23 protein-coding genes are annotated in these 20015 nt (G+C 61.7%); 4 read left to right on the forward strand and 19 right to left on the reverse strand.

Annotated elements, in window-relative coordinates:
* Positions 1-236 (forward strand): IS256 family transposase (locus G394_RS19405; protein ID WP_043776128.1); only part of this gene is annotated, 236 nt, incomplete at its 5' end.
* Positions 237-583: 347 nt separating this feature from the next.
* On the opposite strand, the gene pal is transcribed toward G394_RS19405, so the two are convergent.
* The 9 genes from pal to cutA all read right to left on the reverse strand — a co-directional run bounded on the left by pal (position 584) and on the right by cutA (position 7658).
* Positions 584-1123: a peptidoglycan-associated lipoprotein Pal gene (pal, locus tag G394_RS0114420; protein WP_028578257.1), complete on the reverse strand. Its 540-nt coding sequence runs from the start codon at positions 1121-1123 to the stop codon at positions 584-586.
* Positions 1124-1162: 39 nt separating this feature from the next.
* Positions 1163-2482, reverse strand: a complete 1320-nt coding sequence (locus G394_RS0114425; protein ID WP_028578258.1) for a PD40 domain-containing protein — start codon at positions 2480-2482, stop codon at positions 1163-1165.
* A 9-nt stretch (positions 2483-2491) separates the two neighbouring features.
* Positions 2492-3487, reverse strand: a complete 996-nt coding sequence (gene tolA, locus G394_RS0114430) for a cell envelope integrity protein TolA (protein ID WP_028578259.1) — start codon at positions 3485-3487, stop codon at positions 2492-2494.
* Between the two features lie 15 nt (positions 3488-3502).
* Positions 3503-3919 carry an ExbD/TolR family protein gene (locus tag G394_RS0114435; protein ID WP_028578260.1) on the reverse strand — a complete coding sequence of 139 codons (417 nt, stop codon included), beginning with the start codon at positions 3917-3919 and terminating at the stop codon, positions 3503-3505.
* Between the two features lie 3 nt (positions 3920-3922).
* Positions 3923-4651: a MotA/TolQ/ExbB proton channel family protein gene (locus tag G394_RS0114440; RefSeq protein ID WP_245578349.1), complete on the reverse strand. Its 729-nt coding sequence runs from the start codon at positions 4649-4651 to the stop codon at positions 3923-3925.
* 119 nt (positions 4652-4770) lie between these two features.
* Entirely contained in the window at positions 4771-5424 is a 654-nt protein-coding gene (locus tag G394_RS0114445) for a histidinol phosphate phosphatase domain-containing protein (protein WP_028578262.1), read from the reverse strand.
* Between the two features lie 7 nt (positions 5425-5431).
* Entirely contained in the window at positions 5432-5926 is a 495-nt protein-coding gene (locus G394_RS0114450; RefSeq protein WP_028578263.1) for a bifunctional nuclease family protein, read from the reverse strand.
* Complete coding sequence (miaB, locus tag G394_RS0114455; RefSeq protein WP_028578264.1) at positions 5920-7254, reverse strand: tRNA (N6-isopentenyl adenosine(37)-C2)-methylthiotransferase MiaB; 1335 nt, start codon at positions 7252-7254, stop codon at positions 5920-5922. Before miaB ends, G394_RS0114450 begins: the two co-directional genes overlap by 7 nt.
* A 62-nt stretch (positions 7255-7316) precedes the next feature.
* On the reverse strand, positions 7317-7658 hold the full coding sequence (gene cutA / locus G394_RS0114460) for a divalent-cation tolerance protein CutA (RefSeq protein ID WP_028578265.1): 342 nt from the start codon (positions 7656-7658) through the stop codon (positions 7317-7319).
* Positions 7659-7748: 90 nt separating this feature from the next.
* Between cutA and nth the strand changes: the two genes are divergently transcribed.
* The 3 genes from nth to G394_RS0114475 are packed head-to-tail and all read left to right on the forward strand — an operon-like array spanning position 7749 to position 10124.
* The gene (gene nth, locus G394_RS19410) at positions 7749-8423 is read left to right on the forward strand and encodes an endonuclease III (RefSeq protein WP_043776132.1); all 675 of its coding nucleotides are present in this window, start codon (positions 7749-7751) and stop codon (positions 8421-8423) included.
* Positions 8420-9532, forward strand: coding sequence for a tRNA guanosine(34) transglycosylase Tgt (tgt, locus tag G394_RS0114470; protein ID WP_028578266.1), 1113 nt, complete (start codon positions 8420-8422; stop codon positions 9530-9532). Before nth ends, tgt begins: the two co-directional genes overlap by 4 nt.
* 10 nt (positions 9533-9542) lie before the next feature.
* Positions 9543-10124 (forward strand): nitroreductase family protein, encoded by a 582-nt coding sequence (locus G394_RS0114475; protein ID WP_028578267.1) that lies wholly within the window; start codon positions 9543-9545, stop codon positions 10122-10124.
* A gap of 56 nt (positions 10125-10180) precedes the next feature.
* Here G394_RS0114475 and G394_RS0114480 read toward each other — a convergent pair whose 3' ends face one another.
* The 10 genes from G394_RS0114480 to hmcA all read right to left on the reverse strand — a co-directional run bounded on the left by G394_RS0114480 (position 10181) and on the right by hmcA (position 19651).
* Entirely contained in the window at positions 10181-10597 is a 417-nt protein-coding gene (locus G394_RS0114480) for an RrF2 family transcriptional regulator (protein WP_028578268.1), read from the reverse strand.
* A 30-nt stretch (positions 10598-10627) separates the two neighbouring features.
* Positions 10628-12145, reverse strand: coding sequence for a hybrid sensor histidine kinase/response regulator (locus G394_RS19415; protein WP_051307223.1), 1518 nt, complete (start codon positions 12143-12145; stop codon positions 10628-10630).
* Between the two features lie 66 nt (positions 12146-12211).
* Complete coding sequence (gene divK / locus G394_RS0114490) at positions 12212-12565, reverse strand: DVU0259 family response regulator domain-containing protein (protein ID WP_028578269.1); 354 nt, start codon at positions 12563-12565, stop codon at positions 12212-12214.
* Between the two features lie 26 nt (positions 12566-12591).
* A complete protein-coding gene (locus G394_RS0114495) occupies positions 12592-13512 on the reverse strand; it encodes a universal stress protein (RefSeq protein WP_028578270.1) in 921 nt (306 codons plus the stop codon).
* Between the two features lie 65 nt (positions 13513-13577).
* A complete protein-coding gene (hmcF, locus tag G394_RS0114500) occupies positions 13578-14960 on the reverse strand; it encodes a sulfate respiration complex iron-sulfur protein HmcF (RefSeq protein ID WP_028578271.1) in 1383 nt (460 codons plus the stop codon).
* 17 nt (positions 14961-14977) lie between these two features.
* On the reverse strand, positions 14978-15652 hold the full coding sequence (gene hmcE / locus G394_RS0114505; RefSeq protein ID WP_028578272.1) for a sulfate respiration complex protein HmcE: 675 nt from the start codon (positions 15650-15652) through the stop codon (positions 14978-14980).
* A gap of 35 nt (positions 15653-15687) precedes the next feature.
* Positions 15688-15837, reverse strand: coding sequence for a sulfate respiration complex protein HmcD (gene hmcD, locus G394_RS0114510; protein ID WP_028578273.1), 150 nt, complete (start codon positions 15835-15837; stop codon positions 15688-15690).
* A gap of 12 nt (positions 15838-15849) precedes the next feature.
* On the reverse strand, positions 15850-17019 hold the full coding sequence (gene hmcC / locus G394_RS0114515; RefSeq protein WP_028578274.1) for a sulfate respiration complex protein HmcC: 1170 nt from the start codon (positions 17017-17019) through the stop codon (positions 15850-15852).
* Positions 17020-17031: 12 nt separating this feature from the next.
* Positions 17032-18090, reverse strand: coding sequence for a sulfate respiration complex iron-sulfur protein HmcB (gene hmcB, locus G394_RS0114520; RefSeq protein ID WP_028578275.1), 1059 nt, complete (start codon positions 18088-18090; stop codon positions 17032-17034).
* Between the two features lie 34 nt (positions 18091-18124).
* On the reverse strand, positions 18125-19651 hold the full coding sequence (hmcA, locus tag G394_RS0114525) for a sulfate respiration complex hexadecaheme cytochrome HmcA (RefSeq protein ID WP_051307224.1): 1527 nt from the start codon (positions 19649-19651) through the stop codon (positions 18125-18127).
* Positions 19652-20015 lie beyond the last annotated feature (364 nt).

Here is a 20015-nt window from a genome sequence, read left to right on the forward strand (position 1 = left end):
TACCCTGCGGGCATCACAAGCATCTGAAGTCGACCAACATGCTGGAAAGACTCAATGAAGAGATCAAACGTCGGACATTGGTTGTCAGGATATTTCCCAATGAAGAAAGCTGCTTACGTTTGATCCGAGCCCTTGCGGTAGAGACGCATGAGAACTGGATCGAGGCAAACAGATACCTGGATATGAGCCTGCTCACAGAGTTAAAGAAGAAAGCATTGATGGAACTGGTTGCTTAATGGAGAACGCATCTGGCGACCTCCGACGAGCTCTGGGTGGGCCCATTCTCGGTCGCCAGCTGCTTGAGGTTACCCATCATGTCGTGGAAGAATTTGCAGAACTTGACGCACACAACTACGCGGCAATCCAGTTTTCACGATCTTTACTCGATGTAGGTCGGCGCAAGTCGAAGATGGATCGCGCGCTGCGCACGCGATGGCGGGGCATGTGTGATGATGCGCTCGGAGCGACGCTCGACGACGTCGGTGGACAGACAATTATAGCCTGGACGCTTTAACCGGATGAGCCAAAAAAAAAAGCCCCGGGAAACCCCGGGGCTTCGCGAGGGGAGATTCCCCTGAAGAGCCTAGTTGGCGCTGGCCTTGAATTCGTCGCGACGATTCTTGGACCAGGCGGCCTCGTTGGAGCCCTGCACGGCGGGGTATTCTTCGCCATAGCTGATGATGGACATCTTGGAAGAGTCCACACCCATCAGGACCAGGAACTCGTAGGCGGCGCGAGCTCTGCGTTCGCCCAGGGCCAGGTTGTATTCGTTGGTGCCGCGCTCGTCGCAGTGACCTTCGATCAGCAGGTTCAGGCCGGGAGTGGACTTCAGCAGTTCAGCCTTGTCCGTCAGGATCTGACGGGATTCCTGGCTCAGCTCGTTGGAATCGAAAGCGAAATAGATCCGATCCGCAGCGATCTTCTCGATGGCCTGACGCTGCAGTTCGGCCAGGCGCTGGGCCTCGAGCTGCTCGGCGGTCAGACCGCCCTGCGTGCCGTAGCCGTCACCGGAACCGGCAGCAGTCGCGCCGGCAGGAGTGGACGCCACCTTCTTGGAGCAGCCGCCGGCCATGGCCAGGCAAAACACCAACACGATCAATCCAAAAATACCTAACTTCTTCATAACTTCCTCCATTAACGAAAAAAAACCAAGCCTTAGCCACTATAATTTCCCCCAGGCCGGAGAGCTCGCCTCACCTGGCCCGGTTGGAATCAAAATAGGTTCGTCCCCGTGCTTCGTCGTCAGATAAATCTGCTTCGGTCCGGATCTGCTGGACGAAAACGCGATGAAATACCCGTCCGGGGACCACGTCGGATCTTCATCACTGCCCCCTCCAAATGTCAACTGGCGTTCCTGCCCGGAGATCAGATCTGCAAGAAATAATTTATGAACTCCGTTGACCATATGGGCGAAGACGACCTGCGTGCCGTCCGGGCTGATGCTCGGACCGGTGTTGTACTTCCCGGTCATGGAGACGCGTTTGACCTCTCCGCTGCCGAGATTCTTCAGGAAAACATGCGGATTCCCCAATCTGTTGGAAACAAAGACCATTTTCTGCCCGGAACGATCGAAGTCGGGACTGACGTCGATGCCCCAGTTCTGTTCCAGGGGCCTGCCGACGCTGTAGTCGGGCTTGAGCTCGTAAATCTCGGGGTTTCCGCTCATGTCCAGGCTGATGGCCACGGAACCGGACTTGGTGAAGGCGGGCGCGATCAGCGTGTTGCCCGGCAGCCTCTTCTTCTCCAGCGACCTGGTCTGGCGATCCCAGACGCACAGGTTGTGGAACTGCTTGTCCAGGAAGACGAACACGAGCTTCTGGCCGTCATGGGACCACGAGGGGCTGACGCAGATGCCGTCGAGATTGGTGACCTTCTGCAGGTTCAGGCCCTGGGCCGTGCACATGTAAATCTGCTTGCGGTTGCCCTCCTTCTTGACGAAGGCGATGTTGGACCGGAAGAAGTCACCCTGGCCCGTCAGGGCCTCCATCAGGTCCGCGCAGAAGCGGGCCGCCACCTCAGGCACCTGCTGGTTCGTGTTGACGCTGTAACCTTTGCCGACGATCAGGCGGCCCGTGTAGACCTCGTAGGCCCGCAGTTCGACCTCGCCCACTCCGCCGGGTCGCGGCGTCCAGGCCGCGGTGACCAGCACGTCGGCGCGGGAGAGCTGGAACTTCTTGAGATCGAGGTTCGGCGTCACGTACCCGCCCGGATTGGGCCCACCGACGATGTCCCTGCCCCCGAGCATGTTGAAGAAGGGCAGAAAGGCGCAGTTGGCGTGAATGCGCTGCTGCAGTTCAAGGGGAGCGTTGCCCGGGATGGCTCCGAGAGGCCCGACGCTGTCCTTGGACAGCGGGTCGGCCACGAACAGGTTCACCCTCGACTGGCCCGGACCGAAGATGTCGATGCTCATCACGTCCGCGCCCCAGACCGGAGCCGCGACGACGCACAGGAGCACCACAAGCAAAGAGAGTTTTCTGATCAAGACCGTCTCCTACCCGTTTTCCGTATTGTAAAAAGTTATCCTGAACGTTGTCGGCAGCGTTTCGGGAAGCTCCGGCAGTTTCCTGGTGTCTTCGATGGCCCGCATGACGGAAGCGTCGAAGTCCGAGCGCCCGGAACCGTTGACCATGCGCGAGCCGAGAATCTCGCCGCCCTTGTTGACCCGCAGTTCCACGGTCGTGGCCAGGACCACGTTGGACAGGCGGGGGAATCTCCAGTTCTGGCGGATGACCTTGATGACCTGGGACGCGTAGAAGTCCTCCAGGCTGCCCGTGGATTCACCTTCACCCTCGCCGTCCTCGGCCGTCCCGTCACCGCTGGTACCCCGTCCCGAGACCTCGCGGCCGGCATCGGCCAGGGCATCGGCCAGGGCGTCCTTGGAACCGCCCTTGGTGGAACCCTTGGCCGCACCCTCGGCACCGGGTCGAGTCTGCTTGGCGGTCTTAGACACGTCGCCCAGGGCCTCGGCCAGGATATCCTCCTTGCTGGGCGCCTTCTTGGCCTTGTCGTCCTTGGCGTCCTTCTTGGGTTCTTCCTTCTTGCCCTCGTCCTTTTTGGCTTCGTCCTTCTTGGGCTCTTCCTTCTTCGGAGCCTCCTTTTTCGGCTCCTCTTTCTTGGGTTCTTCCTTCTTGGGCTCCTCCGGCTTGGCCTCGGCCACCGTGGCGTTCTCTGTCGGCACGGGCTTGGCCGTTTCCGATGGGACGGCCTTTTTCTCGGGCTTCTTGGGTTCCTCGGGGGCCTTGGCCACCGGAGCTTCCTTCGGGGCCGCCTTCTGCGGCGCGGACTCGGGCGTCACGGCCTGTCTGGGAGCGCTCTTGGCGCCGGGCTTGCCCTTGTGCGGCGGCCCGACGAGATTCACCTCATACATCCGCTTGTTGAGGTTGAGTTTGATATGGGAATCGGTGGAAACGTAGACTCCTCCGATGAACACTGCAAGGTGCAGGGCAATAGAGAAGACCCAACTCAGATGACGCAGGGAATACGACACGACAACGCCTTGAGCTTAGAGCTTCTCTTCTTCAGGTTCCGCAACGACGCCGAGTTTCTGCACCCCGGCGGCCCTGACCTCGGCCATGACCTTGACGACCACGCCGTAGGCCACATCCTTGTCCGCCTGGAGATACAGCAATTTACCCTTCTGCATTTCCATCCGTTTGAGATGGTTGCCTAAATCCTCGATCTTGACCTCGTACTTGTCCAGCTTGATGGTCCCATCCTTGAGGACGTGCAACACGACCGTGTCGCTGTCCTCAGGCAGGGTTTCCACCGCCTTGGTTTCCGGAAGGTCGACTTCCACTCCCTGGGTCAGCATGGGCGCCGTCACCATGAAAATGATGAGCAGCACCAGCATGACGTCCACAAAGGGCGTGACGTTGATCTCGGCAAGGAAGCCCTTGCCGGAGTTTAACTGCATGCCCATGGCCTATTCTCCCCGCTTGTTCATCCAAGGCAGTTCGAGCTGGGCGCGATTGAGGAATTCGCTGGCAAAGCACTCCATCTCCGACTGCACCGTGTTGATCATGCCCAGAAAGGTGTTGTAGGCGATGGTCGCAGGAATGGCGACGCCCAGGCCGATGGCCGTGGCCACCAGGGCTTCGGAGATGCCGGGGGCGACGGCGGCCAGAGCCGCGGTCTTCATCTGCCCGATGGAGTGGAAGGAGTTCATGATGCCCCAGACCGTGCCGAAGAGGCCGATGAAGGGGGCGGAGTTGGCGCACGTGGCCAGGAAGGCCAGGGACCGGGACATGTCGCCCAGGCTTTCGGTCACGCCCTGCTCGAGCACGCGCCGCAGGTTGTCGCCGGCCACGCGGAACTTGAGGTTGGGATGGATGACGGACTGTTCCAAACGGCGGAACTCCTGCAGCCCCTTCTTGGCGATGGGGTACAGGGCCGAGTTGCCCTGCTCGCGCAGGGTCTGCACGCCGTCGGCCAGGTTCGTTGCGTTCTGGAACAGGGCGCGCTCCTGCAGAGCCTTGCGCCGGCCAAGGTTGATCTGGATTATCTTGAAGAAGATGATCGACCAGCTGATGAGCGACATCAACGCCAGGAGCGTCATGACGCCCTGCACCACGACCGTCGCGTTGGCGATCATTTCCCAGAAGCTGAACTGCGGCATGCCGCCGAGTTGCGTCGCGGCACCCAGCTGCTGCATTGAATCCAAGGACTGCGTCATGTTTATCGGGTCAACAACGCCTGTCTGCGCTACTGCATCCATAAGTTTCACCTTTTTGAACTACGAAAGTTTTCGACGAAATAACAAATTTTGATTCACTACTGCGAAAGGCACCGGGACACAAGAGCCCAGGCATGGTCATCCGCGGCGCGATATTCCTCTTCCGACATGCCGCACCCCAAGGCGATCCGGCGGCGCAGATCCGCCCCGACGAGGTCGCGGGGCTCGTGGGCATCGTTGTTGAGTACGAACCGGGCCCCGAAGGCGCGTGTCAGGGCCAGGACATGGCCGTTGGCGTACCCGTGTCCGGCCCTGGTAGTGATTTCGAGGAGCACGCCTTTCTGGGCCGCCAGACGGACCTCCTCGGGGGTGATCAGTCCGGGGTGAGCCAGCACGTCGACCCCGGCCTCGATGGCGGCGAGATTGGTGCCCCGCTCCACCGGCTCGACGATGGTCTCGCCGTGGGCGACCACGATCTGCGCCCCGAGGGTCCTGGCGCGCTCGACCTCCTGGGCCATGAGGGCCGCGGGCACGTGCGTCAGTTCCACGCCGGGGACGATGGCGATGTCCATGTACACGGAATACTCCCTCGCCATGGCGGCCAGTCGCGGCACCACGAGGTCCATGTTCGACGCGTCGGCGTGGTCAGTGATTGCCACGGCGCGGTATCCCGCAACTTTGGCGCGTCGCGCCAGTTCTGCCGGAACGAGGACCCCGTCGCTGAAGATCGTATGGGTATGCAGGTCGATCACGGACGCGTCACATCTTGTACTTGATGTCGTCGAGGCTGTACTTGGAGAGGATGTCCGTCCACTTCTCGCTGTCCTCGCCCTTGACCACCTCCTGGAACACGCCCTTCTGCAGGGTCTTGTTCAGGGCGATGACCTCCTTGGAGACCCGGATAGGCACCTCGGCCCGCAGGGCCAGGGCAATGGAGTCCGACGGACGGCAGTCCACGCGTCTCTCCCCGCTTTCGGAGCGCAGCACCAGTTCGGCGTAGTACGTGCCCTCGTGGATCGACACGATCTCGACGGCCTCCAGCCGGGCGGCCAGCTTCTCCAGGATGTTCAGGATCAGGTCATGGGTCATGGGCCGGGGCACGGGCACCTTGTTCAGGGCCATGGAAATGGACATGGCCTCCATGGCTCCGATCCAGATGGGGAAAATGATGTCCTCCGTCGTGTCCTTGAGAATGAGGATCGGCATCTGCGAATCCTCGTCCAGGGCCAATCCGAATACCGTCATTTCTACCACGGTTCACCTCGGGTCTCCCCTGTGAGGGAGTGTTTCTTCGCAGCCAGGATGCGCACGCGAATCATTTTGCCCGTCAGGTCGGGCAGGGGCGAAGGAAAGTTGATGATGCGCCCCCCGCCGTCCCGGCCACGCCAGAAAAGGGCCGCGCCGTCCTGCATCCTGCTCGTGCCCTCCACCAGGACGTCGACCTCGGCGCCGACCCGGGACTCGAGCTCCTCGGCGGTGATGCGGTTCTGCAGGTCCTGCAGCACGGCCAGCCGCCGGGCCTTCTCCTCCTCGGGCACCTTGAAATTCATCTTCTCGGCCCGCACCCCGGGCCGGTCGGAGTACTTGAACGAAAAGCTCGACTCGTAGCGGACTTGCCGCATGAGTTCCAGGGTATCCTCGAAATCCCGTTGCGTCTCGCCCGGGAAGCCGACGATGATGTCCGTGGTCAGGGCGATGTGCGGGCAGGCCGCGCGCAGATCCCGGACGATACCCAGGTAGCGCTCCCGCGTGTACTTGCGGCCCATGGACTTCAGCATGGCGTCGGAGCCGGACTGCACGGGCAGGTGCAGTTGCGGGCTCAGGTTCGGCAGTTCGCCGAAGGCCGCCACGACCTCGGGAGCGATGTCCTTGGGGTGAGACGTCGTGAACTTGAGCCGCGCCAGGCCCGGAATGGCCGAGATGCGGCGCAGCAGGGAGGCGAAGGTGGTGCCGTCGCCGTGCCCGTCCTGGCCGTAGCTGTTCACGTTCTGCCCCAGCAGGGTCAGCTCCCTGGCCCCGCGCCGCACCAGGGACTCGCACTCAGCCGCGATGGCGTCGGAAGAGCGCGACTTCTGGCGGCCGCGGGTGAAGGGCACGATGCAGTAGGCGCAAAAATTGTCGCAGCCCTGCATGATGTTGACGAAGGCCTGGGCGCCGACGCGGCCCTCCTCGGGCTGCTCGCGCTCGGGGTAGTGGTCGAGGAAGTCCAGCAGACTGACGCGCAGGGCCGGGTCCTCGACGAGGCGCTCAAGCGCCTGCGGCACCATGGCCGTGCCGTCGGTGCCGAAGACCAGGCGCACGAAGGGAAAGCGGTTCCAGAACTCCTCGCCGATCTGCTGCGCCACGCAGCCGCCAACGCCCACGAAGACGGCAGGATCGCGGTCGGCGTAGCCCTTGAGGCGGCCAAGCAGGGAATAGACCTTCTGTTCGGGCTTCTCCCGCACGCTACAGGTGGTGACCAGGAAAACCTGGGCGTCTTCCTCCGCGGATTCGGTCCATCCCCGCGAAATCAGAGCCTGGGACAACCAGTCGGAATCGGCCACGTTCATCTGGCACCCGAACGTCAAAATGTGAAACCTCACGAAACCTCTTCTCCTCTTCGGATCATGCGTTGCGCATTGCTATGAACGAATTTTTTGCCCAGTCAACTCATTTCATGGGCTCCGCCGGCCGCCCCCGTCTGTTCGTCGATCCAGCGCAGGAAGGGGGCGTGTCCGCGGTCGATGTCCAGGGCCACGATACACGGAAGTTCATAAGGATGCATCCCGAGAACGCAAGCTTGCAGGCGCTCGTAGAGATCCCCCTTTGTCTTGACCACAAACGCCGTCTCGACCTCGGACTGCACGGAGCCGTCCCACCAGTACATGGACTCGATGGACGGCAGGATGTTGACGCAGGCTGCCAGGCGCCGCTCCACCAGGGTCCGGCCGATGCGGCGCGCCGTTTCCAGGTCCGGGGCCGTCATGTAAACCAGGATTTCGCTCATCTCGCGCCTCCGTGCAAAAAACTTGAGGTTGCGGAAAAAAACTGTCAGGCACGTTCACTCGGGGTCCGACATCCGCACGAGGTATCCGCCATGACCAAACCGAACATCCCCGCCAGGGCCGAGGCCATCCGGGAACGGCTGGCCCGCCGCTACCCGGTCCCCAGGACCGAGCTGCACTGGTCGTCGCCGTGGGAACTGCTGGCCGCTACGGTGCTTTCCGCCCAGTGCACCGACGCGCGGGTCAACCAAGTCACTCCGCATCTCTTTGCCACGTGGCCGGACGTGGAGCAAATGGCAAATGCCGAAGTGGGGGAAATCGAGGTCGTCATCCGCTCGACGGGCTTCTTCCGCAACAAGGCCAAAAACCTGCGAGCCGCCGCGGCCAGGATCGTCGAGACCTACGGTGGCCAGGTCCCCCGGACCATGGAGGACATGCTGACCCTGCCCGGCGTGGCGCGCAAGACGGCCAACGTCGTCCTGTCCAACGCCTTCGGCGTCCAGGCCGGCATCGCCGTGGACACGCACGTAAGGCGCATCTCCTTCCGCCTGGGCCTGACCCGCGAGACCGTGCCGGACAGGATCGAGCGCGACCTGATGAAACTTTTCCCCCAGGACGACTGGGGCGCCGTGAACCACTACCTGGTCCTCTTCGGCCGGGAGGTCTGCACGGCCCGCAAGCCGGCCTGCCCGGTATGCGAACTCGAGGACCTGTGCCCCAAGGCGGGCCTGGACACCAAAACCGCAACGAAACGAAAACCGAAATGAAACCAGGAACATTCACCATACACCACACCGACGGCGCGTCCCGGGCCGGAGAACTGCACACGGCCCACGGCGTCATCCCCACCCCCATCTTCATGCCCGTGGGCACCCAGGGGACCGTCAAGGCCGTCTGCCCCGAGGACCTGAAAAACCTCGGCGCGCGCATCATCCTCGGCAACACCTACCACCTGTGCATGCGTCCCGGCGACGAGATGATCGCCCGGCGCGGCGGCCTGCACAAATTCATGAACTGGGACCGCCCCATCCTCACGGACTCCGGAGGCTTCCAGGTCTTCAGCCTTTCGGGACTGCGCAAGCTGACCGAGGACGGCGTTGCCTTCTCCTCGCACCTCGACGGGTCCAAGCACTTCTTTTCGCCCGAAAAGGCCATCTCCATCCAGCGCAACCTCGGCTCGGACATCATGATGGTCCTCGACGAGTGCGTGCCCTACGGCGCGGACTACGACTACACCAAGAAGTCCCTCGGCCTGACCACCCGCTGGGCGGAGCGCTGCCGCAAGGCCTATCCCCAGGGCAGCGGCGGGCAACTCCTCTTCGGCATCGGCCAGGGCGGCTTCTTCAGGGATCTGCGCGAGGAGAGCATCCGCCAGCTCATCGACATCCCCTTCGACGGCTACGCCCTGGGCGGCCTGAGCGTGGGCGAATCCAAGCCCGAGATGATGGACATCCTCTATCACAGCGCCCCTCTGCTGCCCGCGGACAAGCCGCGCTACCTCATGGGCGTGGGCACGCCGCTGGACATCATCCGCGGCATCGACGCTGGCATCGACATGTTCGACTGCGTGCTGCCGACGCGCAACGCCCGCAACGGCACCCTGTTCACGTCCCTGGGCAAGGTCAACATCAAGCGCGCCGAGTACACCGAGGACGACGGCCCCCTGGACCCCGAGTGCTCCTGCTACACCTGCCGCAACTTCAGCCGCGCCTACCTGCGCCACCTTTACCAGGCCCAGGAGATCCTGTCCTACCGCCTGAACACCATCCACAACCTCGCCTACTTCCTGCAGGTCGTGACCGGCGCCCGCAAGGCCATCGAGGACGGGACGTTCCAGGCGTACAAGGCCCGATTCGAAAACATCTACGACACGTGAGGAGGCACACATGCTCAAGGACATCGTCGCCGCCAGCCGCAGCTACCGCCGTTTCGACACCAGCGTCGCCATCCCCATGCAAACCCTCGAAGATCTGGTCGGACTGGCCAGGCTTTGCCCGTCCGCGGCCAACAGGCAGCCCCTGCGCTTCATCCTGTGCAACGCGCCGGCCGACAACGAGGCCGTCTTCGCCTGCCTGAAATGGGCGGCCTACCTCAAGGATTGGGACGGGCCCGCGCCGTCCGAGCGTCCGGCCGCCTACGTCATCGTGGTCAACACGGCCCATGACTGGGACATGGCCAGGATCGACCTTGGCATCATGGCCCAGACCATGCTGCTGGGCGCGGTGGAAAAGGGTCTGGGCGGATGCATGCTCGGGGCCATCGACCGCGACCGGCTGCGCGCGCACCTCGGCCTGGCGCCGGAACTGGAGATCAGCCTGGTCCTGGCGCTGGGCAAGCCTGCGGAGGACGTAAGCGTCGTGGACGTGCCCGCGGACGGCTCCATCAGGTACTGGCGGGATGAAGCCGGAAGGCACTTTGTGCCCAAACGCCCCATGACGGAGCTCATTCTGGGGAAAAGAGAGGGATAAGGAGGAGCCGCTTCCCGAAGGAAGCGGCCGATCTGGAGGCTGCCGAGCGGTGGACCTCAGCCCTTGCGGCTAATCAGCTCGCCGAGGCGGTAGGAGTCGAGGGTGTTCATGAGGACATTGCTGGCCTCGATCCACACGAACTGGGTCACGCATTCCCCGGCCAGGGAACACTCGCCGCAGATGGGCTCCCCTTCGGCGCACTGGGTCAGGGCGACCTTTTCCTCCAGGGCGCGCACCACGTCGCCGACTGTGATGTCCAAGGCGGGCTTGGCCAGCTTGTGCCCTCCGAAGGGGCCGCGCTTGCTCTTGATGAGCCCGCCGCGGCGCAGGCCAGTTATCAGCTTCTCGATGTACTTCTGCGATATGTTCTGACGCCGGGCGATATCCGTCGTGTTCACCCACCCTTTGTCCTCGTTGAGGGCAATGTCCAGGAGAAGTCTGGTCCCGTAGCGGCTTCGCGTTGTCAAACGCATGCGTTCCTCCGAATATTCATGTCCACGCCCCTAGGACCCCGCCTTGAACTGGCCATTGTCGCCGTTTGGTGCGGGCTGGTCTTTCTTTACATATTTGCGCGGCAGCTCGACGCGAAATTCAGTTCCCTCGCCGACAGTGGAATCGACGACAATCTGTCCCCCATGCTGATGCACCACATCATTGGCGATATAAAGGCCAAGCCCGGTACCCTTGCTGCCCTTGGAGGAAAAGAAAAGGGAAAACATCTTCTCCTGGGTGGCCCTGTCGATGCCCGGCCCGTTGTCCCGGATGACGAAGGAAACCTTGTTCTTGTCGCCTTCGACGATGAACGTCACCACGTGCCGATCCTTGGACTCGTCTTCGATGCATGCGTCCACGGCATTTTCCAGGATGTTGACCAGGCCGGCGGAGATGACCTCCGGGTCGATCTCGAACCGGCCGAGATTGCCATGGAATTCCTTCTGAAAACGGATATCGTGCTTAGTGGCCTTGGGCTCCACGAAATTGGCCACGCCGTCGCCGAACGTCTGCACGTCCAGGGTCTGGATGTTCAGATCGCGGTCCTTGGAGTAATAGAGCATCTCCAGGACGGAATTGCGAATCCGCGAAATCATCAGCTTGACCCGCTCCGCACCGTTGGCGACCAGGTCCATGTCGTTGTTCTGGATTCCCTTCTCAAGCCTGTACAGCCCGCCGTCCAGTGCGGTCAACATGCCGCGCACGCCGTGGGAGATGGAACCGATGAACAGCCCCAGCGACGTCAGGCGGTCCTGCAGCTCGCGGATCTGGGTGATGTCCGTGGCCAGTTCCATGACCTCGTTGATCTCCCCGTGGTCGTTTTTCAGCGGGGCCGTCAGGGTCAGCACGATTTTCTGCTGCCCGGTGCGCGTGGTGACCACTTCCTCGGTCTGATGGACCATGCCGTCGCGGAACGTCTCTTCCACCGGGCATTGGGGGCACGGGTGCGTGCGGTGCTTGTAGATCTCGTAGCAGCGCTCGCCGAGGCAGGACCCGAAATCGAGCTTGAACTGCCTGTTGGCGCGCACGATGCGTCGGTCCTTGTTCTGGACCGAAATGTAGCACGGCACCTCGTCGAAAAGCTGTCGGCAGAGCTGATGGCTTGATTCGAGAATTTTGCTCTTCTCGACCAGAAGGTCCCGGTCCCTCCGCATCTCGATGAAGGTCAGGGCACGGTCGAGGGCGATGCGCAGCGCCCGCTCCGAAACGGGCTTGAACAGGAAATCCGACGCGCCTTCCTCAAGAAAATCGAGCCCCATCTGATACTCATCCTCCGGGACGAGCACGATGATGCGCACTTCCGGAAAGCTCGTTCGTATCTTGCGCAGGACGCCCTGTCCCAGCCTGCAATCGCAGATTCCGAGCACGGCCAGGCGAGGCCGGACCACGCTTACGGTCACAAGGGCGTCATCGTAGTCGCAATTCGATGGCTGATACCCGTATTCGTGGAGGATATGCCCCAGAACCCTGCCGTGCTCGGGGTCCTGGGTGATGATCACGATGGATTCGGAAATGACGATGTTGTGCATGGCGCAAAGAAGGCGTCCTTGTCCGTGTTTAGACGGGACAAGGACGCCTGCGGGTTGAGTTTGGCGTTACCCGATGTTTTCCTTGATCGCCTTCAGCAGCTCCTCGCGGTCGAAGGGCTTGGTGAAGGAGGCGACCGCCTTCTGGATCGCGTACTTGTTGCCGGCCAGTCCGCTGATGACGATGACAGGAATGTTCTTATACTCGTCTTCCTGGCTCAGCTCGCGGTAGAAGCGCGGGCCCCATTCTTTGGGCATTTCCAGGTCCAGGGTAATCAGATCGGGCTTCTCCTGCTTGACCACTGCCAGGGCGTCGGCGCCGTCGGTGGCCTTGCAGGTCGAGTAGCCCGCATCCTGGAAGATATCTTCCAAGTAGGTGACAATATTGGGATCGTCGTCAATGATCAGGATTTTCTTGGCCATCATACACCCCCAACAATGATAAAGAGTTACACGTTTTGAATCTTATCCGGACGGTTGACCGATGCGACAGGGCACGTTGCGCGCAGAAGCACCTGCTCCAGGGTGTGGCCGAAAGCCGACTCCTCATCGCCCACATCCTTGGAATGGTGGGCCATGATGATCAGGTCGGCCTGCTTCTCGCGCGCATACTTCACGATTTCGACATACGGGATGCCTTCCCAGATGTCGGCCGACACGTTCTTGAAATCCCCGGTCTGAATGAGATATTTCCGGCGCATCCGATCCCTGGCCTCGATCATCTGGTCATCGAGCTGCTTCTGGGAGATCAGGCTGTGCGTGGAACCGATGTCGATGGCGTGGAAAACGTGCAGCTTGGCGTCCAGTTCCTTGGCGGTCTTCAGGGCGAACTTGAAGGCGTGCTCGGAAGCCTTGGAGAAGTCGGCGCCGAAGACGATGTTGGTGAAGCCGCCCCAGAAGGAGGCCACCGGACGGTTGACTACCAGGACAGGAGCCTTGGAAGCCTTGGCCACGCGCTGCAGGGTGGAGCCGGCGAAGTGACGCTGGTAGGCGTCGGCGTCGGCCTCGCAGCCAGTGGTGCTGGCGCCCATGACGATGAGGTCCACGTCCTCCTGCCGGGCCTTGCGCAGCACCTCGCGGTGCGGGATGCCGACGGCCGTGTCGATCTCGCAGTCCACGCCGCTCTTCATCTGGCGGTCATAGGTATTCTTGAGCTCATCCTTGACCCACAATGCGTAATCCTCGTCCAGCTCGACCTTCTCGCCCGTGCGTACGTCGACCACCACCTGGCTGAACCCGCGGCTGGGTACGCCAAGGACATGGTAGACGAAGAGTTTGGCATTGTAGCGCGCGGCCAGATCGAAGGCGACGCGAGCGGCGGCATCGCAGCAGGGAGAGCCGGAGGTGGCGAACAGAATCTTTGTAAACATGTGTTAACTCCCGTTCTGTTTGCGGCCTGCCGTGCATGGCACGGCAGGCCGATGACTCGTCAGACCTATTCCTGAGGCAGGAGGTGTTCGGGCACCTCGACCATCTTGAGCAGAAGGGGCTTCAGGAAGCTCCAGCGGATGCCGATTTCGAATTCCTCTTCCAGGTCGCGGATGGCATCCCAGCAGTTGTGGCAGGGGGCGATGACGAACTTCGCGCCCGTGGCCAGGATCTGCTCGCGCTTCATCTTCAGCGCGACGTTGCGCTGCTTGCGATAGCGGCCGATACCATTGAAGCCTCCGCCACCGCCACAACAATAGTTGTGTTCCTTGTTGGGCGCCATCTCGCGGAAGTCTTCGGCGATGTGCTTCATGATGATGCGCGTGCAGTCGCGCAGGCCGGCGTTCCTGACGTAGTTGCAGGAATCCTGAACCGTGACGGGCTCCTTGATTTTCTTGGCGGGGTCGATCTTGAGCTTGCCCAACTCAAGGGCTTCGGCCATCCACTCCACGTAGTGAATGCACTCCACAGGCGGCTTGCCGTCGGGGCGTCCGGCCCAGTACGGGCCTTCGATGACCGTAGCGCGGTAGGCGTGACCGCACTCGGTGGCGACCATGCGCTTGGGGCGCAGGCGCTCCATGGCTTCATAGACCGTCTCGACCTGCATCTTGCAGGCCTCCCAGTCGCCGGCGAACATGGACAGGCTGGTCATTTCCCAACCGGAGGACGGCATGGTCCAGTTCTCGCCTGCGATGTGGAAGAGGATGGCCGCCTCGACGATGTCCTCTGGGTAGTGTTTCGCCTCGCGGGCGTTGATCATGTAGACGATGTCGGCGTCTTCCTTGTCGATGGGTATCTCAAGGCAGGGCCACTCTTCGAGGGCCTCGTCGACCATCCATTCGCAGGTGTCGACGAACTCCTCGACGGTGACGTCCATCTGAGCGCGGAACAGGCGGTGCATGCCCGAGCCGATCTTCAGCTCCCACGGCACGAAGCCCTGGGAGTGCAGCAGGCCGCGCAGGTAGCTGAACATGACACCCATGTCGATGCCGTAGGGGCAGAAGGAGCCGCAACGGTTGCAGCAGGTGCACTTGGACCAGGCCGTGTCCATGCACATGCGCATGAACTCGTTGGACACCTTGCCTTTCTGCTTGACGATCTCGCCCAGGGTGGACTGGATCTTGTAGGACGGCACCTGCTTGGGGTCGCGCTCGTTGACGCTGTACAGGAAGCAGCTGTCGGCGCACAGGCCGCAGTGGGCGCAGATGTCGAGCCAGGTTTTGGTTCTGGACTTCATGGTCTTCTGGATGGTCGCCCACAATGCGTCAGCGTCCACGTCCAGCTGTTCCATTTCCGCATAGTATTGTCTGCCGTTGCTGTCGGAGAGGAGCGCATCCAGCTCCTCGCGGCAGGAAACGGGCTTCTTATTGCAAAGTTTTCCTTCGGGCATGTTGTATTCCTCTTGGCTTACCAGTCAAAATTGGACTTCATTCCGCCGCGCTTGATCCCGAAATCCATGCCCAGCTGGATACGCGTGCAGAAAAAGAGCGCGATGTGGGCCAGCTTGGTGAAGGGTGCGGTCAGAAGCACGATCACGCCGCACAGGATGTGCAGGTTGATCCAGAACGAATACGTGTCGGTGTGGTACGAGGCCATGATGCCGGAGGCCAGCAAGGTCAAGGTCAGGACCAGCAGCATGACGTCCTTGAAATCCGTCAGGATGCGCACCTCGGGCAGCAGGAACCGACGCACCGCGATGCCGATGCCGCCCATGAGCGCCGCGATGGCCAGCACGTCGGCCAGAATCTGCGGCATGGACGGCCAGTCGATGCCCAGGCCGTTTCGGATCATCACGGCGTGGCCTTCCAGGAAGATGGGCACGATGACGAGCCCGATGTGGAAGGCGAAGAACATGATGGTGAAGATGGGCTTGGCGCGCCAGCTATGGGTGCCGAAGGGCAGCAGCCAGCGGTACACGGAGCGCACGGCGCCCTTTATGCCGTAGTTCATGTGCGGCTTGTAGGCCACGCGGTCCAGCCGCCAGTCCAGCCCCTTGAAGTAGAGCACCACGCGGGCGGTCAGGCCGACAAAGAATACCGCAAAGGAAATCCAGAGCAGCGGACCAGTCAATATCTCATACATACGAATACTCCTTCATTGGTCGAAACGGACCGAGCCTATTCCTCTTCCTTGTCAGCGAACCTGTCCTCGTCCCGTTCGGTCACGAACAGCCAGAAGGCCAAGAACGCCACCAGACCAAGGCCCATTCCGACATAGGCCATGCCCTTGGTCCAGAACATGAAGTCATGATACGTCATGAATTCCATTGTACGCCTCCTTTAATGGGCTTCCTTGAATTCGGGGTGTTCGTGCAGGATCGGCAGCTTGCTCAGGCAGAAACGCAGGACCGTGATCTCCAGGGTGACGATGAACACGGTGATCATGATCTCTTCCCAGGCAGGAACGTAACGGAATTCGGACGGCAGCTGCCAGTTGAAGGCCACCAGGGAGATGTTCAGGCGGTTCAGGACGATGCCCAGGACCGTGACGATGGACGCCCAGAAGGCCAGCTTCTGGTTCTTCTCACGGGCGGCCACGGCGTACATCAGGCAGGGTACCAGCACGAAGCCGATGACCTCGACCAGGAACCAGGCGCCCCAGCCCGTGGCCAGATAGTGCCAGTTGTCGTCAATGGCCACGCCGATCCACTTCAGGTTGAAGTAGCCGAAGAGAACCACGGCCGCGGCCTTGGCGAAGCCCAGCGTCACGCCGGGCGCTTCGTCGATGTGGGTCTGGTCCATCTTGTGGTGCAGGAACTTGTGGGACAGGCCGCCCTCGAAGATGACCATGGACAGGCCGGCCGGGATGCTCGAAACGAAGAAGAACAGGGCCAGGTAAGGCGAGTACCAGAGCGGATGCAGCTTGGAGGGGGCGATCAGGTACAGCCCGCCCAGGGAAGACTGGTGCAGGGTCGACAGGATGACGCCGAAGATGGTCAGGACCAGGGTCAGGCTGTGGGCATAGTGCCGCATCTTTTTCCAGCGCAGGGTCTCCCAGACCGCAGGCGAGAACTCGATGGCCAGGACCGTCAGGTACAGGGCCACGCACAGGCCTACCTCGAAGAGGAAGGACGTGGGGCCGGGGTAGATGGTCAGGGGGTACGGCAGCCGGTAGTAGCGACCCAGGTCGTACAGCAGGGCGAAGACGACGAAGGCGTAGCCCAGGAAGGCCGTGGTGATGGCCGGACGGACCGCCGAGTGATACTTCTTCATGCCGAAGAGGTACACGGCCGCGGAGGTCGTGTAGCCGCCGGCGGCCAGGGCGACGCCGCAGAGCAGGTCGAAGCCGATCCAGATGCCCCATGGGTTGTCGTCGGTCAGGTTGGTGACGGAACCGATGCCCATGGTGAAGCGCTTGACGGTCAGCACCAGGCCGACGGCCAGGATGATGGCCGTCAGGATGTTGGCCGGGGTCCAGAATTTCTTGTCGGGTGTGGTGTGGTGAGACATCGCCACTCCTCCTTATTGCTCGCCCGCGTCGGCGGCTTCGGCTTCTTTCTTGCGAGCCTCTTCCGCGTCCTTCAGGGCCTTTTTCACTTCACGATCGACGGCTGCCTGCTTGTCGCGCTCCGCCTTGTCCATGGCCGCCTTGAGCTTCTTGGCCGCTTCGGCCTGGGCGTCGGCCACGGCTTCCGCCACGGCGTGGTGCTGCTCTTCCTCGGAGATCTTCTCCTTGCGCTTGGTCAGCGCGTAGGCGCCGGTCAGGAACACGGGCCACAGGCCGACGATGGCCGGGACCACGCCCAGGGGACCGGAGGTGAACTGCGGAGCGGGCGTGATGCCCAGATCCTCGCGCAGGCCGATCTGGGAGAAGGGAGCGCCCGAGATGTAGAGCCAGCTGGTGCCCCCCATCTCGTTCTCGCCGTAGATGTGGTTGATGTACGTGTCGGGGTGCTTGCGGATGCGCTCGCGGGCGATGCCCAGCAGATCCTCGCGGCGGCCGAAGACCAGGGCGCCCTTGGGGCAGTCCTCGACGCAGCCGGGGAGCTTGCCTTCCTCGATGCGCGGCTGGCACATGGTGCACTTGCGCACCCGCGGCGTGACCGGGTCATGATACTCGTACGTGGGAATCTCGAAGGGACAGGCGATCATGCAGTAGCGGCAGCCCACGCACTTGGAGGCGTCGTAGCTGACGGCGCCGGTCTTGTCCTTCTTGAAGGCGCCGACGAAGCAGGCCGAGGCGCAGGCCGGTTCGAGGCAGTGGTTGCACTGCTGCTTACGGTAGACCGGCTTGTCGCCGACCGCGTACTTGTTGACCACCGTGAAGGTGTCGTGGTGTGTGCGGCGACGCTTGTCCATGACCGTCAGGTCGTCGAAGGGCACGGGCTGGGCCGGCAGTTCGTTGACCTTGTTGCATGCGGCTTCGCACTTTCTGCAGCCGATGCATTTGGTGCTGTCAAAGAGCACCCCAAAGCTCTCGGGATATCCCGTGAAATGATGAGTTCCACCGGCACTGGCCGAAGACGCCGCCAAACAGGCCCCTGCGCCAGCCAGCATGCCAATGAATTTTCTGCGTTTCATAGTAGCTCCTCGTTATTGCGACCTTGCAGGCAGGTTACTTTTTCGCGGCGTGGCATTCGGTGCAGGCCGTGGCCGCCGGCTTCTCGATGCCCATCTCCGTGTGGCAGCCGATGCACTGCTGGTGATAGGCGGTCTTCAGATCTGGCTTGGCCTCTGTCAGGGGGCCGGCGCCCTTGCCGTGACAGCTGACGCACTTGGGCGGGTTGGCCGAAGCGGGGCTGTTGTGGTGACAGCCGGAGCAGACGGCGTTGGGGCTCGCGTGGAAATACGCAGCCATGGCGTCGTCCTTCATGCCTTCCATGATCTTCTGCACGATCTTGCGGTGCGGGAACTTGCTGGCCTGGTATTCATTGGCCAAAACGCCGATCTCGATGTTTTCGGGGATCTCGTCGATCTTCACGACCGTGTCGGACTTTGCACGGGTATCAAAGAGCATGGCCGCGGTGTTGACCTGCATGGTCTTGTCCTGAGCCATTTCGGGGCCGGCCGTGATGCTGACGTGGCACTTGGCGCAGCTGGCCTCGGTCTTCTGGCCCGTGCGGCCCATGAAGGTATGGCAACCGGCGCACTGCTTCTTGTCCTGGGCCTGGGCGTGGCAGCCCACGCAGCTGGCCTTGGCGGTCACGCGGTGCATGGCCTGCTCGGTGGTGATGAAGGCGCCCTCTTCCTTGCCAAGGGAGGTGTGGCACTGGGAACAAGCCACCACGCCCTTGGTCGAGGAGGTGTGATGACAGACCGAGCAATTCTCGTTCGTTTCTTCGTGCTTCTTGTGGTTGAAGGGCACGGCGTTGACGAGGGCCGGCTCTGCGGAAGGCTTGGCGGGTTCGGCCATGAGCAGGGCGAAATCGGACTGGCCGGCTTCGAGCCTGGGCGCGTCGGCGACTTTCTTGAACGTGGCGCGAACGGTCGCGTCATGGCAGCCGGAACACTCCACGGGGCCGCTGGGCTGCTTGGCCTTGGCTATCTCCATGTGGCAGGACACGCACTTCTCGTGCGACTGGTCCTTGTTTTCGGCAAAGGAAAGATTGCGTTTTTCGGGCTTGTCCTGGGTGTGGCACTTGGAGCAGTTGTCCTTCTGGCCGGCCGGGGCGGGGACCATCTTGGACGACTGGTGCCTGTAGTGCAGGGACTTGTCGAAGGTCGGCAGCGTGCGGGACGTTTCCGCAGGCCCGGCATGACATGTCCGGCACTGTCCGCTCTCGGGCCCGCTCTTCTTGCCGGCCTTGGACGTGTCGGTGTGACACTTGATGCAGTTGTCGTGGTAAACGGCCTTGAGTTCGGCTGCGGTCGTGTCTGCCTCGCGCTTGAACTTGGCCGTGACCGTGTTCCCGGTCACCTTGTGGCAGGATTCGCACTTCCCTTCGACGGCCTTGGTGTGCTTGTCATGCTCGAACCGGACAACTGGGTACTCGAGATCACCGAACTGCTTGAGCGTATCGATGGTGACGAGATCGGCGCCCAATTGCTTCGTAGCGACCTGTTCCTGCTTTCCCCCAAGAGCGTTCAGACCGATTCCGGCCACTGCCATGCTTACGCACAGGATTCCGACCCATCGCAGCATTGGTCTTCCCTTCTCCATGTGAAAATTCCTTTGTTGAAATCCACTCCGGAAAATTCCGGCAACCACCCTCGCCAAGAGGCACCGCCTCCCGGCGCCCTCCTCTGTCCCGGAAAAAACCAGACCGCGAACACGTCCGCACGAAAGCCGGACAGGAAATTTGAAACAGACTGTTCAGGTATGATTTATTCCGACCTCGGAGGTATAGAATTCCGAAAATCTCGTCAAGGCTTAATCCATTTTTTCACAATCTAATCCAAACTTGGAAAGACCCCGCGCAATTCGAATTATAGCGCATAATGTCAATGACTTACAAATATGCAATGCGAACAAATACACAAAAGCACAATGCCGCACCGAAGCCCAA

It is taken from the genome of Desulfomicrobium escambiense DSM 10707 (genome assembly GCF_000428825.1).
Classification (GTDB): Bacteria; Desulfobacterota; Desulfovibrionia; order Desulfovibrionales; family Desulfomicrobiaceae; genus Desulfomicrobium; species Desulfomicrobium escambiense.